The organism is Anabaena sphaerica FACHB-251, from assembly GCF_014696825.1.
In the GTDB taxonomy this organism is placed as follows: domain Bacteria; phylum Cyanobacteriota; class Cyanobacteriia; order Cyanobacteriales; family Nostocaceae; genus RDYJ01.
In genome coordinates this window covers 1-15,830 of sequence record NZ_JACJQU010000011.1, presented here as the reverse complement: position 1 = coordinate 15,830, position 15,830 = coordinate 1, and the positions used below count along the sequence as shown (strand labels likewise).

Annotated in this window: 19 protein-coding genes; 12 read left to right on the top strand and 7 right to left on the bottom strand. The window is 36.6% G+C overall.

What is annotated here, in order from left to right:
* Window positions 1–33: 33 nt before the first annotated feature.
* The 4 genes from H6G06_RS17415 to H6G06_RS17400 all read right to left on the bottom strand — a co-directional run bounded on the left by H6G06_RS17415 (window position 34) and on the right by H6G06_RS17400 (window position 2,962).
* Entirely contained in the window at window positions 34–1,074 is a 1,041-nt protein-coding gene (locus tag H6G06_RS17415) for a DUF3326 domain-containing protein (RefSeq protein WP_190562383.1), read from the bottom strand.
* Window positions 1,075–1,190: 116 nt separating this feature from the next.
* The gene (locus tag H6G06_RS17410) at window positions 1,191–1,370 is read right to left on the bottom strand and encodes a hypothetical protein (RefSeq protein ID WP_190562381.1); all 180 of its coding nucleotides are present in this window, start codon (window positions 1,368–1,370) and stop codon (window positions 1,191–1,193) included.
* A gap of 271 nt (window positions 1,371–1,641) precedes the next feature.
* Window positions 1,642–1,956 carry a 2Fe-2S iron-sulfur cluster-binding protein gene (locus H6G06_RS17405; protein WP_190562379.1) on the bottom strand — a complete coding sequence of 105 codons (315 nt, stop codon included), beginning with the start codon at window positions 1,954–1,956 and terminating at the stop codon, window positions 1,642–1,644.
* Between the two features lie 91 nt (window positions 1,957–2,047).
* Window positions 2,048–2,962 carry a hypothetical protein gene (locus H6G06_RS17400; RefSeq protein WP_190562377.1) on the bottom strand — a complete coding sequence of 305 codons (915 nt, stop codon included), beginning with the start codon at window positions 2,960–2,962 and terminating at the stop codon, window positions 2,048–2,050.
* Between the two features lie 186 nt (window positions 2,963–3,148).
* Here H6G06_RS17400 and H6G06_RS17395 point away from each other — a divergent pair, with 186 nt between their 5' ends.
* Entirely contained in the window at window positions 3,149–4,057 is a 909-nt protein-coding gene (locus tag H6G06_RS17395) for a metallophosphoesterase family protein (protein WP_190562375.1), read from the top strand.
* 257 nt (window positions 4,058–4,314) lie between these two features.
* Here the strand turns inward: H6G06_RS17395 and H6G06_RS17390 are convergent, their stop codons facing one another.
* The gene (locus H6G06_RS17390) at window positions 4,315–5,187 is read right to left on the bottom strand and encodes a ParA family protein (RefSeq protein WP_190562373.1); all 873 of its coding nucleotides are present in this window, start codon (window positions 5,185–5,187) and stop codon (window positions 4,315–4,317) included.
* Window positions 5,188–5,430: 243 nt separating this feature from the next.
* On the opposite strand from H6G06_RS17390, the gene H6G06_RS17385 reads away from it, so the two are divergent.
* Genes H6G06_RS17385 through H6G06_RS17345 form a run of 10 tightly spaced genes read left to right on the top strand, consistent with a single transcriptional unit; the run spans window position 5,431 to window position 13,823 of the window.
* The gene (locus H6G06_RS17385; protein WP_190562371.1) at window positions 5,431–6,348 is read left to right on the top strand and encodes an SPL family radical SAM protein; all 918 of its coding nucleotides are present in this window, start codon (window positions 5,431–5,433) and stop codon (window positions 6,346–6,348) included.
* Window positions 6,329–7,327: a photosystem II assembly protein gene (locus H6G06_RS17380; RefSeq protein ID WP_242039745.1), complete on the top strand. Its 999-nt coding sequence runs from the start codon at window positions 6,329–6,331 to the stop codon at window positions 7,325–7,327. Before H6G06_RS17385 ends, H6G06_RS17380 begins: the two co-directional genes overlap by 20 nt.
* The gene (locus H6G06_RS27480) at window positions 7,318–7,629 is read left to right on the top strand and encodes a hypothetical protein (RefSeq protein ID WP_242039744.1); all 312 of its coding nucleotides are present in this window, start codon (window positions 7,318–7,320) and stop codon (window positions 7,627–7,629) included. The genes H6G06_RS17380 and H6G06_RS27480 overlap by 10 nt, the downstream gene beginning before the upstream one ends.
* A gap of 40 nt (window positions 7,630–7,669) precedes the next feature.
* Window positions 7,670–8,509, top strand: a complete 840-nt coding sequence (locus H6G06_RS17375; protein ID WP_190562369.1) for an urease accessory protein UreD — start codon at window positions 7,670–7,672, stop codon at window positions 8,507–8,509.
* A 39-nt stretch (window positions 8,510–8,548) separates the two neighbouring features.
* On the top strand, window positions 8,549–8,851 hold the full coding sequence (ureA, locus tag H6G06_RS17370; protein WP_190562367.1) for an urease subunit gamma: 303 nt from the start codon (window positions 8,549–8,551) through the stop codon (window positions 8,849–8,851).
* Between the two features lie 44 nt (window positions 8,852–8,895).
* On the top strand, window positions 8,896–10,089 hold the full coding sequence (locus H6G06_RS17365) for an AAA family ATPase (RefSeq protein ID WP_190562365.1): 1,194 nt from the start codon (window positions 8,896–8,898) through the stop codon (window positions 10,087–10,089).
* Window positions 10,086–10,760, top strand: coding sequence for a DUF4276 family protein (locus tag H6G06_RS17360; RefSeq protein ID WP_190562363.1), 675 nt, complete (start codon window positions 10,086–10,088; stop codon window positions 10,758–10,760). Before H6G06_RS17365 ends, H6G06_RS17360 begins: the two co-directional genes overlap by 4 nt.
* 18 nt (window positions 10,761–10,778) lie before the next feature.
* Window positions 10,779–11,084, top strand: coding sequence for an urease subunit beta (locus H6G06_RS17355; protein WP_190562361.1), 306 nt, complete (start codon window positions 10,779–10,781; stop codon window positions 11,082–11,084).
* Between the two features lie 51 nt (window positions 11,085–11,135).
* A complete protein-coding gene (gene ureC, locus H6G06_RS17350; RefSeq protein ID WP_190562359.1) occupies window positions 11,136–12,842 on the top strand; it encodes an urease subunit alpha in 1,707 nt (568 codons plus the stop codon).
* 3 nt (window positions 12,843–12,845) lie between these two features.
* Window positions 12,846–13,823 (top strand): RpnC/YadD family protein, encoded by a 978-nt coding sequence (locus tag H6G06_RS17345; RefSeq protein ID WP_190562357.1) that lies wholly within the window; start codon window positions 12,846–12,848, stop codon window positions 13,821–13,823.
* A 178-nt stretch (window positions 13,824–14,001) separates the two neighbouring features.
* Here the strand turns inward: H6G06_RS17345 and H6G06_RS17340 are convergent, their stop codons facing one another.
* Entirely contained in the window at window positions 14,002–14,886 is an 885-nt protein-coding gene (locus tag H6G06_RS17340) for an NACHT C-terminal helical domain 2-containing protein (RefSeq protein WP_190562355.1), read from the bottom strand.
* The gene (locus H6G06_RS17335; protein WP_190562353.1) at window positions 14,822–15,316 is read right to left on the bottom strand and encodes a hypothetical protein; all 495 of its coding nucleotides are present in this window, start codon (window positions 15,314–15,316) and stop codon (window positions 14,822–14,824) included. The genes H6G06_RS17340 and H6G06_RS17335 overlap by 65 nt, the downstream gene beginning before the upstream one ends.
* A 162-nt stretch (window positions 15,317–15,478) precedes the next feature.
* On the opposite strand from H6G06_RS17335, the gene H6G06_RS17330 reads away from it, so the two are divergent.
* Window positions 15,479–15,637, top strand: a complete 159-nt coding sequence (locus tag H6G06_RS17330) for a hypothetical protein (RefSeq protein ID WP_190562351.1) — start codon at window positions 15,479–15,481, stop codon at window positions 15,635–15,637.
* Window positions 15,638–15,830: the final 193 nt, after the last annotated feature.

Below are 15,830 nucleotides of genomic sequence, written 5' to 3'. Positions count from 1 at the left end.
AATAATTAATGACTAATGACTAATGACTAATGACTAATGACTAATGACTAATGACCAAGGATTAATACCTGCTTTGTGAGCGACTAAAACACCTACTACCTCTAAATATGAGTTTACTTGTATAGATTTGATTCCTAACGCTGGCGCGGAAACTTGTATTAATGTTTTATTTTCTGTAACTGTAATGATCTGGCATTGCTTCTGGCTTAAACTGAGTAAGGTGCTGCTCCCACAAGCGTTTGCTGGTGCTATAACAGCATCAACTTGATCTGCCCAAATATCTGCTTGTAAAGAATTGATAAATTCTCTGTTGACAATAAACTGGGGAGCGCGGCTCAAGCCGACAAGAACACATGGTAAAAAAGTATAACCTAATTCTTCGGCGGCGGAACGGGGGGATAAGTCTGGTTCTGGGGGTGCTGGTGCAAGGGCGGGAGCATGGGCGCAAGGAATTTGAAAGGTTCGCACTAATAAATGGCTAATTACGGCTTCTGCGCCTGCTAGGGGGTCTACGCCTTTACCATGACGGTAATTTTGCGTTGCTTCTTTATCTATATTATCGGGGAAACGGGCAACAACTGCGATCGCTTCTGCTTGCTCTTTTTTAATCAATATTTCCGCAGCCCGTAATAAACTATCTGGGTTGCCAATAGTTCCCCAACTTGCGCCGGATGAAGATATGCGTAATTCTACGTTTAATGGAGCATCTGTAATTACATGATTGGTAAGATTTAATCCTAATGTGGCTCTGGCTGCATCTGCGGCTTGCAGGTGTCTCAGCATTAATTCTGGTTCAATTCCCTGGTCTAAAAGTAAACCAACGCGGTTACTATGGACAGGACGTAAACCCCATTCACCAGCCGCAAATTTATCCAAACCATATCCTTCCACATAAAAGGCGTTGGGGATATTCCAGTATAAACTTGCACCGTTGAGGACGTTGGGATGAGTGATCAAGCGATCGCACACCTGTGATATAACTCTAGCTGCTGGTAATGCGTCACCGGCATAACCGCCAATGGCTGCTCCAATGCCAGTAGGTACAATTAAAATCGCTGTGTATGGGCGTTGCATGATGGCATTATAAATTACGTTTCGCGCAAAGGCGCAAAGGAGCAAAGGCACAAAGTTGCTAATTGTAAATTTCTCAATTTTTTCATGCTCATTCAGCAACGCCTTAATCTTAATTATTAAGCATTTGCTGTGGTAACAACTGCTTCTACTGTGGCTTTTTCCTGTTCTGCATCAACGGAAGTAACAGCCCAGCGCAGGGGTTCACCTTGTTTTTTCAGTTCCGCTTCAATAGCTTTTTGTAATTCTGTGGGTGTTTCTTGTAAGTCGATTTCGGCAGTAATAAAATGAGTGGTCATGATTGTAAAATATAGAGTTTTGGTTATTTCTAGAATACAGCTATTTTTGGGTAATTGGTAATTTGTGATTGGGAAAAATATACTACCCATTACCCATTACCCATTACCCATTACCAAAGTCAGTTTACTAGTCTTTAAGTAACTTGGCACAATTAAATATAAAACCTCTCTCCAAACCTCTCCCCTACCAGGGGAGAGGCTTTGACTCCCCCTTCCCTAGTAGGGAAGGGGGCTGGGGGGTTAGGTTTATATTATATTTTTTAACGCCCACTTACTTACCAAATTGCTTCTGATAAACGATGTCTTCTTTTTCTGTCTCAACTTTTAAATCAGAACGGGGTTTAGCTACACAAAGTAGGACATAACCTTGTTTTTGCAATTCTAGACTTACACCCATACCGTCAGTTTGGTCTACAGTTCCCTCAATAAGCTGACCAGCGCAAGTGGTACAAACACCAGCACCACACGAAGTTGGCAAGTCTAAACCAGAATTTTGAGCAACTGTGAGGATAGCTTGATCTTCGGGAACTTGCAAGGTATGAATTGTGCCTTGGTGGTGAATTTCAACGGTGTAAGTTTTAGACATATATAACAGCAGAGTCTTTCAACGGATAAATCACTCATTTTATCTGATAATGTGCAACTTTAACAATGGTTACTCTTGACCACAAATTCTGCTAGTCATGACTCCTGACTCCTGAATGCTTACTAAAGATTATCATTTCATTACCCACAACTGGACTACGTGCAATTAATTTATCTTGAGAATCAAAAAGTTGTAAATGAGTGAAATCTAGTTCTTGAGAACGTTGTAATATATCCGCTGCTAATTGTTGCTGTTGTGATGGTTCTAAGATGTACCAATCATCACTTATTTTAATGGTTAAATCGCTAGTACGGAAATTGGCTTGAATTGATTTTATCAGGTTGACAGAAATATTTTCATCTCCGGTTTGCTGTAAGGGAACGGTAATTTCCGTCAATTGATTTTCAATAGCTGCAATTAAAGCTTGTTCCGGTGTCAATTCTACAATCTTTTCTGGTTCTGGTTCTAGTGTTGGAATCGGTTCTGGTTCTGGTTCTACAGTCGGTGTTGGAATTGGTTCAGGTTCTACTGTTGGTGTTGGAATTGGTTCAGGTTCTACTGTTGGTGTTGGAATTGGTTCTGGTTTCGCCTCTGGTAGTGTAGATGAGGGAACTTCCTCAACTGGGGGAAGGGTTGCTATTTCAGCAGGTTTAGAGGTAATTAGAAATGTAGTTGTACCAACTATCACCACAGCAATTACCGCTAGAATTCCCGTCAAAACTGTATCTGATACATTATTAGAAACCTTTGATGGTAAAAACAAGCGGAATGTCTGTAAAAATCTATCCCATCCCCGCAAAACCCTTTCTAAAAGATGAGGTTTTTTTTCAGTAGTGGGAGATGGTTCTGTTTCCAGTTTGACTACTGTATTTTCTAATAACCCTATTGTTCCTCGCAAAAATTGAATTATTGTCGTCTTCCAAATTGGCGGGTTTTGCTGGTAGAGTTTTGGGGAAGGTTGAGTTTCTTGCTCATCCCTTGGTTTCCGTCGCTTGTCTTGTGACATGGAACTTTCACTCAGATTAATGAATCAATATCAGGAGTCAGAAGTTAGAAGTCAGAATGCTATATATTAGACCTCTCCGGAAATATGGTAGAGACGTTCCGGCGGAACGTCTCTACAAGGGTTTCAAACCACGCACATTTAATTACCGGAGATGTCTATTGTGTCATTTATTGAAGTTATTGATTTATGAAACTTAAACGCCGTCAACTTTTATTTTTAGGTAGTCTTAGTGCGATTGGTTCAGGATTTTTCGGTTGGAAGTTAGCCTATAAAAATGCTGATAATCCTTTTGTAGAAACCGCCATAGCTGGAAATTTAAACCCAAAGGATTTGTTCTTGCGTTTTGTGTCTGTTGCTGATACGGGAACGGGTGCTAAAGGACAGTACGCTGTAGCTAGGGCGATGAATTTTTATCATCAGAAAAATCCCTACAATTTAGTTATTTTAGCTGGAGATAATATTTATAACAATGGCGAAATTGAGAAAATAGGGGCAGTTTTTGAGCGTCCTTATCAATCTTTGCTCAAAAAAGATGTGAAATTTCACGCTTGTTTAGGTAATCACGATATTAGAACTGATAATGGTGTTCCACAGGTAAATTATCCTGGCTTTAATATGACGGGACGATACTATACATTTATTCGGGAGAATGTGCAGTTTTTTGGTTTAGATACTAATGGTAATGCTGACTGGAAAAATCAGCTAATTTGGTTAGAGAAGGAATTAAGTTTAAGTAAAGCTGCTTGGAAGGTGGTATTTGGTCATCATCCAATTTATGCTTCTGGTGCTTATGGGAGTAATGCGAATTTTATTAAGACGTTTACGCCTTTATTTCAAAAATACGGTGTGCAGCTTTATATTAATGGTCATGAACATCACTATGAACGGACTCGTTCTATTAATGGTACGACTTATTTAATTTGTGGTGCTGGTGCGGGAAATCGTCCTGTAGGTCGTTCTGTGTGGACTGAATATTCTACAAGTAATTTAAGTTTTGCGGCTTATGATGTGTATGCAGATAGAATTGAGGTGAGTGGTATTGGTACTGATAACCGTGTTTTTGACCGTGGTTTGATTAGGGTGAAGAGTGTTTGAAAAATAATTGTCTGAATCAGGATATCCAGGATTTAAGGATTTACAGGATATTGAATTTATTAACAAATACAAAATTATTTTAGTCTGTTTTAACAGACTTTCGCTCTTAGACTGGGAATTAATTCCCAGTCGGTTTAGTATGCTTCACGAAGTATGATATTTTGTCTGAATCAGGATTGACAGGATTTAAGGATTGACAGGATTTTTACCTATTTTAAAATTAGTTGATGCAAAAGTTTCCTTAACTCAAACAACACTTACAACAAACTAGCCATAAGCGGTGCATAAACGTTACTACTATCGACTCTTTGCATAAATTCTTTGGTCAGTTCAATCATTACTTCATGTCCATCACCATATTTTTGTTTATAGGTTAATGGATGATGAAAATCTAAACCTTCAGCAATTTTCGCTCTTTCTGGTATTCTCGTTGCAAAAGTTGGCGGGAAAAAGGGATTAACAATAATAAAATTCAAATTGTGTGTTTGGGCAACAGTACCATTATAACGAGAAATCAAAGTGCCAATGGTACTAATTTTATGTTCGTAATCTTTCTTAAATTGTGAAATTTGTTCTAACAAAAGTTCTAAGCCGTTAATTGACATTCGGCTAGGTACACAAGGAATTAAACAAAAATCACTGGCATAAAAGGCACTTTTGATCACATTATTGATACTCGGCGGACAATCGATGAGAATATAATCGTATTCTTCTATTAAAGGATTGATAATGTTATGTAGAATTGCCACCGCATTTGCTGGTAAGTATTCCTGGACTTCAAATAATCTGGGACTACTAGGAATTAAATGTAGACAATTAAATGAGTTTTTATTTCTGACATTGGAAACTTCCTCTTTGACTATAAATTTTTGACTCTTACCCTGTTCTAAAAAATAATCAGCATTTTTCAAGAGAAAAGGTAATGTCAACCCCTTTTGATTATATTGCCATTCCCAGACTTCTTCTGACATCAAGGCGCTAGTTAGATTACTCTGAGGGTCTAAGTCAATAGTAAGTACCCGCTTACCATACATGGTATCTCCGGCTAAATACTCCGCTAAGGCCATGACGAGGGTGGTTTTGCCAACTCCACCCTTAAGGTTGCAAACACTAATTACTTTAGCTGTCATAGTTCCTGGTAGAGGGACACCTTTCAAGGGATATAATTCTATTTTTGCCTGAAAGTGTGCAAAAGTTACAATCCTAAGTCAACTTAATATATCCCAAATGACCAAACCACCCATAAAAAATTTATTTAGTAATTAGTGATTTTTATAATTTAAGTAAATATACGTTTGTAATCAAGTAAAATTTAAATATGGAGTAATCTGGAATATGATTATCCTATATTTAAGCTAATAGCAAGTTTAAATATGGCCAAACTACAAGATGAATATAAGGAACAAACACCAAGCAGATTTGTAAATGAACAGTTTGGTGATACCAATGTTTATTTCCAAAATGCTAAATCACTACTAACAAAAGCGACTGGTTTTATTGCTGCTTATGATTTTACTCTCAATCCTTATCGGGGTTGTCAATATGGATGTAGTTATTGTTATGCTGCTGCATTTAGCCCCAATACTCAAATGCGAAAAGATTGGGGTAAATGGGTAATTTACAAAGAAAATGCGGCTAAAATTTTGGGAAAAGAATTAGAAAAATGGTATAGAAAAAATCCGAATCAGCCTCCCAGGATTTACATGAGTAGTGTAACAGATCCTTATCAACCTTTGGAATCTAAACATCAATTAACTCGTAGTTTATTAGAGGTGATGCTTGATTATCGTCCAACTCTAGTAATTCAAACTCGTAGTCCGATTATTACTAGAGATATTGATTATTTACAAAGATTTCAAAGGCTGCGAATTAATATGAGTATTACGACGGGAAGCGAAGCAGTACGAAAGGATTTTGAACCTCGTTCACCTAGTATTAAAGCTAGATTTAATGCTATCAATAAAATCAAGCAAAGTATTGATAGTTCTAAAGGTTTTATTCCCAAAATTTCTATTACTGTTACACCACTACTGCCGACTTTAGTAAATGATGAAGATGATTTTATTGAGAGATTAGCAATTGCTGATAGAGTGGTAATTCAGGATTTTCACAAAAGTGATAGTCGCTCTCTTGTAGCATCAACTCGTCAAGAAGCTGAAGAATTTAAGCATAAATATAGTTGGTGGTATGACCAGGGAAAATACAATTATATAAGATTTAAAGAGAAATTACTTTCTCGGCTTTCAGGAGTGGAAATAAAAGAAGGAAAAGATGGTTTTGGCTATGAGTAATATTTTGGTCAATTGGTGGCGCAGTCAACAATTTAAATCAGCATTACAGCGTGGTGATATCGGACGGGCAATCTCAATATTAAAAGCTATTCAAAAATCTGGTGCAAAATTTTCATGGTTAGAAAAACTTTTTAGAGATAAGCTGCAACTTGAACGTAGTCACCTTGATTATAAAAAAGAAATAGCTAGTTTAAGTAAGAAATTTCAACAAGCATCGCAGCAAATAAAAAATTTGCTATTAACGCCAGATGCTGAATTTATTAACTATATATATAATACTTTTAAATTGGTGAAACATGATGAATATAAGCTACAATCAACAGGAATACATCAAAAAATATTTGATGAATTAGAAGATAAACTAGTTGAATATCTGCAAGCAGAATTTAGTAAAATTCCTGAGCAACAACTAGCGATGAGATTAGAAGATGCTGTTGAGGATCTTAATAGCTTAAAAATTGGACAAGACCCAGACTACCGTTTTAGTCTGACTCCTCATGTCTATTTCATGAAATACTTTTTAGAAAATGTATATTGTCTATATTTAGCTTGGTTTCTTATTTATCAAGATGGTTTACTTTCCACTAAGTTTAATATTCTTGATATTGCAGCGGGTCCTGGAACAAGTGCTTACGGTTTGGCTTTGTTATTCCAGAGTTGTAGCAACTTCTTCGACATACCTCAAATGCACTTATCTTACTATTCTTTAGAAAAACAAGATGCTTTTCAGTATCGAGGACTTCAGTTTTGGCGTAAATATATTGAGTCACGGATAACTCCTGTAAATACTTTCTTTCGCTTTGTTACTGCTGACATATTTTCGTGGGATGCCAAATCTAGTAATATACCTACAGAGTTTTTTGATTTTATTGTTGTGTCTCATTGTTTTTTGCAGATAACTCTAAAAGAATTCAAGCTAATAATATTTATAAACAAATATTTGCAAATTGCCTTAAAGCTCAAGGTTATGTGCTGCTAATTGTCCAAGATAAGAAGTTATTTAAGGCTTACGACGCTGTTCAAGTTGAAGATAAAGAACAGGAAAAGAATGTAGTCGATAAATTTCTAGGAGAACTTGATTTAGAATTAGTTTGGTATAAATATCTAACTTCAACTGCTTTAAGAAAACCTTTAACTAGTTCTGAATTTGGTAAATTTGCTAAAGATAAACTACCAAAGCAGTTGTCTATGACTGCAATTTTGCAAAAGTATTTTGGTCAAAAATATCAAACTCACTATAGCTTAGATGATTATGTGATTTTGGCGAAAAAATCATGCTAAATTATAGGTAAAAGCAAGTTAAACTTGACACTATTAATAAATGACCTATAACACCCAAATAGATAAAAACTGGCATGGTAAACTGAATTTAGTTTATGCTAAACGCCAAGATTCCACACAGTTAATTTACAATCACAACCAAGCACCTTTCAAGATTCAACGTCCTTTTTACCCAGAGGGTGAACAAATATGTCATAGTGTGATTTTACACACTGCTGGGGGTGTGGTGGGAGGAGATAGCTTATCTTCCCAAATTCACCTGCAAGCAGATACAAAAGTATTAATTACTACTGCTGCTGCTAGTAAAATATATCGCAGTAACGGTTTACCAGCAAGACAAATTGTAAATATTCAAGTTGATGAGGGGGCTTGTTTAGAGTATTTACCCCAAGAAACTATTTTATTTAATGGTGCGGTTTATCGCCAAGATGTGCGGGTAGAATTAGCTACGGGAAGCAGTTTTCTGGGGTGGGAAATTACGAGATTTGGTAGAAGTGCCAGAGGGGAGAAATTTGTACAGGGAGAGATGCGATCGCACACGGAAATCTGGCAAAATAATATCCCATTATGGATTGATAGGCAATATTTACCTGGTAGCGAAGAAGTATTTCACAGTCCCCACGGGTTAGCAGGAAACCCGGTTGTTGGTAGTTTCCTATGGGTTGGTTTTCCCATATCTCAGGAAATTATTAAACAAGCACGTTCTTCAATTGTTCAAAACTCTGATGCTGGGGTAACTCGTTTAGAACATGGATTTTTGTGTCGATATCGTGGGAATTCTACATCTGAAGTCAGAAGTTGGTTTACAAATATTTGGCAAATTTTACGAGTATCGTTGTTAAATCGTGGTAATTGTATACCTAGAGTCTGGCAAATTTAAACGAATCGCAGAGACGCAGAGTACACAGAGGAGATAAGAATGCAACTTACACCGCAAGAAAAGGACAAGTTATTAATATTTACTGCGGCTTTGGTAGCAGAAAGAAGAAAAAATAGAGGTTTGAAATTAAATTATCCAGAAGCAGTTGCTTTTATTTCTGCTGCGATTTTGGAAGGTGCAAGAGATGGACAAACGGTGGCAGAATTAATGAGTTATGGTACAACCCTATTAAATTGTGATGATGTCATGGAAGGTATTCCTGAAATGATTGATGAAGTGCAGGTAGAAGCAACTTTTCCTGATGGAACTAAGTTAGTAACTGTGCATAATCCTATTAGATAGTATAAAAGGAGTAAGAACAGAAAAATTACCAATTAACAAATAATATGAGATTAAAATCCATCAATATTCAAGGTTATCGACCTTTCAGGAATTTTGCAGCACAGTTAGAACCGCTAGAAATTATTGTTGGTGCTAATGGTGCTGGTAAATCAAGTTTGTTTGAATTTCTCAAATTTTTGCGAGATAGTCTTTATCAAGATATACCTCCTGAAATAGTTCCTGGTTCTATTGGTCAACAGATTTTTCATATTCCAGGACCAGAAAAATTCCAATGGAATATTGAAATTGATACAGGTCGTCCAGTTGGTATTAGATATTTAGGGGAACTGATGGGTCCGGTTGGTCGAACTCAAGTTTCCTATGAACGGGTAGAATCATCTCAACCTTTTAGTGATATATACCCTAATCCATACATATATATGGATATTCGAGGTAATAAAGGTGTGATTCGAGAACCTGGAGAAACAGGATTTACACAAGTCAAAATCAAACCAGCCATACAACAAGATATTGCTTTAAAACGTCATAATCAACTAACCTTGAGTGCAATGACAAATCCATCACTAGAAGCATTATATAACTTACGTGAATATATTCGTGATTGGAGATTTTATAGTTCCTTCAACATAGCAAATGATAAAATTCGTAAATCAGTTCCCCTGGAACAAGAACCTATTTTACATGAAGATGCAGGTAATTTAAGTTCGGTTCTCTTTTCTTTAATGACTGAACATAGAACAGCATTTGATGAACTACAACAACATTTACGTTCTGTCATTCCTGGGTTTAAAGGTTTAACAGTAAAAGCACGTGGTGGACCTGGAGAAGTCATCGCTTTTTGGCAAGAATCAGGAGTTAATCAAGAATTAAGTTTAGCTGACTTATCAGATGGAATTTTACGGTTAATTTGTTGGATTTGTTTATGTGTACAACCAAATCCACCATCTTTAATTTGTATTGATGAACCAGATCAAGGTGTACATCCCCGTACACTTCCGGTTCTAGCTGGTTTATTTGAAAAAGCATCTGAACGGACACAAATTTTATTAGCGACTCACTCTTCTTACTTTCTGACTCAGTTTGATATTTCTCAAATTGCTGTACTCAGAAAAGAAACAGGAGAAGCAAAATTTATTAAACCTGGAAATTCTCCAGTTTTAATTGATATGCTTAATGATTTTGGTTCAGATGAATTAGAACAATTACACCGTAGCGATGAACTAGAGAGACTTCCATGACTAGAGAGACTTACATGAGAATTTTAGTTTATGTTGAGGGGACATCTGATAAATCAGCAATGGAAGCATTACTAGCACAATTAATTGAAGAGAAACTAAACCAGGGTATCAGTATTGAATTTTTTGCGGTTAAAGGCAATGATAATAGTAGAGGTGGAGATGCTAAAAAAGATTTATTAACTCAAACTCCAATTAGAGCAATTAATATTCTTAAAAATCAGCAAAATTCGACTGTAGTAATTATACCAGATTTATATCCTAAAAATAAAGGTTTTCCTCATGAAACAGTGGCAGAATTAGCACAAGGAATTTTTAATAATTTTGAACAAGCATTACACAACAAAGGAATTAATGATCATCGGTTAAAAGAACGCTTTAAAATTTTCTGCTTTAAACATGATTTAGAAGCATTAATTTTAGCTGCTGAAAGTGAATTATCAAGTATACTTGGCATTAATACCATACCAAAAACATGGACAATACCTGTTGAAGATCAAAATCATGACGTTCCACCTAAAAGAATAGTAGAGGAGATATTCAAAAACTATGGTAAACGTTATAAAGAATCTATAGATGCGCCAAGAATATTAGGAAGTGCAAGATATCAAGATATAGCAGCAAGATGTCCACAAGCTTTCCAACCCTTTGTACAATTTTTAGAAAATCTTTAAATTAGGAGAAATACAATTATGATACCAGGCGAAATAATCACACCACTTGGTGAAATCGAACTCAATGCAAATCGTCCCACCACCCAATTAATAGTAGCAAACACCGGAGACAGACCAATTCAAGTTGGTTCACACTTTCACTTTTACGAAGTCAACAACGCCCTAGATTTTGACAGAGAAAAAGCGCGAGGAATGAGATTAGATATTCCCGCAGGAACAGCAGTCAGATTTGAACCAGGAGACGAAAAAGAAATCACCCTTATTCCCCTAGTCGGTAGCCGCCAAATCTACGGATTCAACAACAAAATAAACGGAAAACTCTAAACTTCTCTCTGCGCCTCTGCGCCTCTGCGTGATACAAAAAAGGATAAAAATATGCCCTACAGAATGAACCGCCAAGCCTACGCCCAAACCTATGGACCAACAGTAGGCGATCGCATCAGACTAGCTGACACAGAATTATTTATTGAAGTTGAACAAGACTTTACAACCTACGGCGACGAAGTGAAATTTGGTGGAGGAAAAGTCATCAGGGATGGGATGGGACAATCTCCAATTTCTAATGCTGATGGTGCAGTAGATTTAGTAATTACTAATGCTTTGATTCTCGATTGGTGGGGTATTGTGAAAGCCGATATCGGCATCAAAAACGGCAAAATTTACAAAATTGGTAAAGCCGGAAATCCCTATATTCAAGACAACATAGATATCATTATTGGACCTGGAACCGAAGCTTTAGCCGGTGAGGGAATGATTTTGACTGCGGGGGGAATAGATACCCACATCCATTTTATCTGTCCTCAACAAATTGAAGTAGCGATCGCATCTGGAATTACTACCATGATCGGTGGAGGAACAGGCCCAGCAACAGGTACAAACGCCACCACCTGCACTCCCGGCCCTTGGAATATGTACCGAATGCTGCAAGCAGCCGACGCTTTCCCCGTCAATATCGGCTTTTTAGGCAAAGGTAACACCAGTCAACCCCAAGGACTAATAGAACAAATCCAAGCAGGTGCAATAGGCTTAAAACTCCATGAAGACTGGGGAACTACTCCCGCAACCATTGACACCTGTCTCACCGTTGCTGATGAATATGATGTACAAGTAGCAATTCACACTGATACTTTGAACGAAGCAGGATTTGTGGAAGATACCATTGCTGCTTTTAAACATCGTGCCATTCACACCTACCACACCGAAGGCGCAGGAGGAGGACACGCACCCGATATCATCAAAGTCTGTGGACAAACCAACGTTTTACCATCTTCCACTAACCCCACTCGTCCCTACACCCTCAACACCCTAGATGAACATTTAGATATGTTGATGGTATGTCATCACCTAGATCCTGCAATTCCCGAAGATGTCGCTTTTGCTGAGTCTCGCATTCGTCGAGAAACCATCGCTGCTGAAGATATTCTGCACGATTTAGGCGCGTTTAGTATGATTGCTTCCGATTCCCAAGCAATGGGGCGTGTAGGTGAAGTCATAATTCGTACTTGGCAGACATCACATAAAATGAAGGTACAACGCGGAAGTCTTGCTGGTGATAGCAATGCAGACAATTTACGGGCGAAAAGATACGTTGCTAAGTACACAATTAACCCAGCAATTACACATGGTATTTCTCAATATGTGGGGTCTGTGGAAGCAGGGAAACTAGCAGATTTGTGTTTATGGCAACCTGCATTTTTTGGCGTAAAACCAGAAATAGTCATTAAAGGGGGAATGATTGCTTGGTCACAAATGGGTGATGCTAATGCTAGTATACCCACACCTCAGCCTGTACATTCCCGTCCCATGTTTGGCAGTTTTGCCGGTGCGCGTCACGCAACATCATTAACGTTTGTTTCTCAAGCAAGTTTAGAAAGAGAAATTCCCCAACAGTTAGGTTTGAAAAAATCAGCTGTTGCTGTTTCTGGAACTCGTCAAATTACTAAACAGGATATGAAATTAAATGATACTTTACCTCATATTGAAGTAGACCCAGAAACCTATGAAGTTCGCGCAGATGGAGAGTTATTAACCTGTGAACCAGCAACAGTTTTACCAATGGCACAAAGATACTTTTTGTTTTAGTTTATGGCTGAACAATTTACTGATTATGATAGTCCTTGGAAAGAAATTATAGAACTCTATTTTAATAGATTTTTAGAATTTTTCTTTCCTTTAGCTTATGAAGAAATCGACTGGAACCGTCCCTATCAATTTTTAGATAAAGAACTACATCAACTAGAACCAGATGCAGAAATTGGTAAACGTTTAGTTGATAAAGTTACTAAAGTTTGGTTACTGGATGGAGAAGAAGCTTGGGTTTTGGTTCATGTAGAAGTCCAAGGACAATATGACAGTGCATTTACTCAAAGAATGTATACATATAATTACCGCTTGTTTGACCGTCATCAAAAGCGCGTGATTAGTTTGGCAGTTTTAGCAGATGAAGAAGCAAACTGGCGACCATCTAGTTATAATTATCAATTAGGAGGGTGTAGAGTTAGTCTAGAATTTCCTATTGCTAAATTATTAGATTATGAACCATCCTGGTCAAGTCTAGAAACAAGCAAGAACCCTTTTGCTATCGTTGTGATGGCACATTTAAAGAGTAAATCCACTAAACGCAGTCCTGAAAATAGATTACAGTGGAAATTAAGTTTAGTCAGATTACTCTTAGAAAGCGGTTTCAGTCGGCAAGATATCAGACAATTGTTCCGGTTTATTGACTGGATAATGGTCTTACCTGAAGAACTGGCAATTAGTTTTAAAACAGAAATCAAAAGTTACGAAGAGGCAAGGAAAATGCGCTATGTAACCAGTATTGAAAGACTAGCTAAACAAGAAGGAATTGAAGAGGGAATTGAAGAAGGTCGTCAGTTAGGAGTTCTTCAAACAAGTCAAGATAGCGTGATTGAAGTCTTGGAAACACGATTTGGTGAAATACCAACATCTATAATTGATGCGGTGAATAATATCAATGATTTATCTGTATTGAAAACACTCTTAAAAAGAGCGATATCAATTCCTTCACTTTCTGAATTTGATCAATTATTACCATCACTTTAAAATATTGTTATTAATGCAGTAAAAAATTAATAATTCATATGCATTAATAACAATTTCATAAAAAATGATTCTTTCTGAATATGAATTTCAGCAACTCTTAAATGATATTGCTGCTGAAAGTTAAATAGATAAAACGTCCTAACTCATTTTCCTAATTAGCTTCTAATTACGCACAACATCATTGTTTCTTTCTCTTTTCTATTTCACTTATCGGTAACAGTAAAGTATCCTCAATGTATTGTCTAACTTCGCGGCTGACATAACAATCGCTATTTAGGCAATCCATAAGTAGTAAATTAGCAGAGTAATACTGAAGCAATAGTTCATCTTGCTCATCACTGAACTGCCAGTCATGAAAAATATTATGATATTTAGATACATTATACCTTATTTCTGTCCACCATCTATTACTATTTTCTCCGCATAATTCTTGAAATTTTGCTTTTTCTTGCTTGGGATCAGGTAATTCATTCTTAATTTTTTCTAATACTTCTTTTAGTTCTAAAATAGGCTCATAGCTGATAAGTTCATCAATATCTTGAAAAATAGCATCATTGGGAGAGAAGCTATTATTATAATGATAAAAATCCAGAAAAAAATAATATGAATTATTAAGTCCACATTCAGTTTTATCAATAATCCAGTGATCAACCTGAGTATGAACATTAAAATAATCAGCTAATTCAAAGTGTTGATCGCTAGTAAAAAACTGAAAATTATTAATATACTCTAAATGTAAAAAAAATATTCTTGTTTCGACTAATCTTCCGTAACATTTAACAGAAAGAGATTTTTGGAAAAGCCAAATAAAGAAAATTAATACTTTTTCATCTTTAGCAACTATTTCATCAATTTTTTGTTTCATCAACAACACTAAATCATCAGCTTTACGCATCATTACCGTAAGTAAAAATACTTCCCTCCAGCGTATTTCTGTGATATGTTCGACTAAACTATCCCAAGCAGAATTAGCAACAATTTCCTTGGCTGTAAAATACTCATGAAATGTCAGATGCGAAAAAGAATAGATTCCCCTTGCTCTTTCTACGTAAAAGTTCAGCAATTTCTATTCTTCTACTTCGGTTGAGTTTCTGCAAAATATTGACATTTGTATAAATACCCCTCTCACCAGTTAACTCTATCGGTTGCGCCATATCTAAAACGCGCATAGTTCCACATTTTTCTTTGATATGGGGTTTTACCAATGCACGAATTTCTTGGACTAGAACATCTATTTCAGAGTCTTGTTCTGAACTTGCCTTAACTTCAATTTGTTGATTTTCAGACGTTTCTTGCCACTTTAATCCCAATTTTTCCCATATCCGCACGAATAACTCATTATCAACTGTCTTTCCATTGAAAAACTTACTGATTGGTTGACGAGTTACCGCTAGTGCATCAGCAAGCTTTTGCTGTGTCCCAAATTTGTCAATTAAAGCTAATTTTGCCTTTTCAATCCCTTGTTGAGAAGCCTGAAGCGATCGCTTAACCATGTTTTACTTAGCAATTTTGACACAATTGTAGCGCCGTTAGCAAAAGTCACACATAGCGATTACATAACTCACACATCCAGCAAGCCTTGTAAATACAGGATTCGAGGGATTTTAGAAAGGCGTAAATACAAAATAAATTCTTACTGAGGCAATCGCAACGCAATGCTAGAAACTGTAACCACCCAACTACTCAACAAATCTCTAGAAGTTATCCTGACGCTACTGCTGGAAAAATTATGGAAATGGCTGCTAAAAGATGAAAATAGCCAACATCTCTACCACTTACTGAAAATGCAGATACTTGTGCTTTATATCGATTGAGTTTTACTGAAAACGCCTCTCAACTCCGTTACCAAAGATACAAAAAATGAACAACCCAAAAACAGATGAGTTGTATCGAAAATCTATGTGTAATACCAAGTTAATATGAAGCTGCATAGAAAAGAGCTTCGAGAATAAAGTTATAAGATGAGATAGATATCACCTCGTCAAAAGTAAGTTGCTCGAATAATTG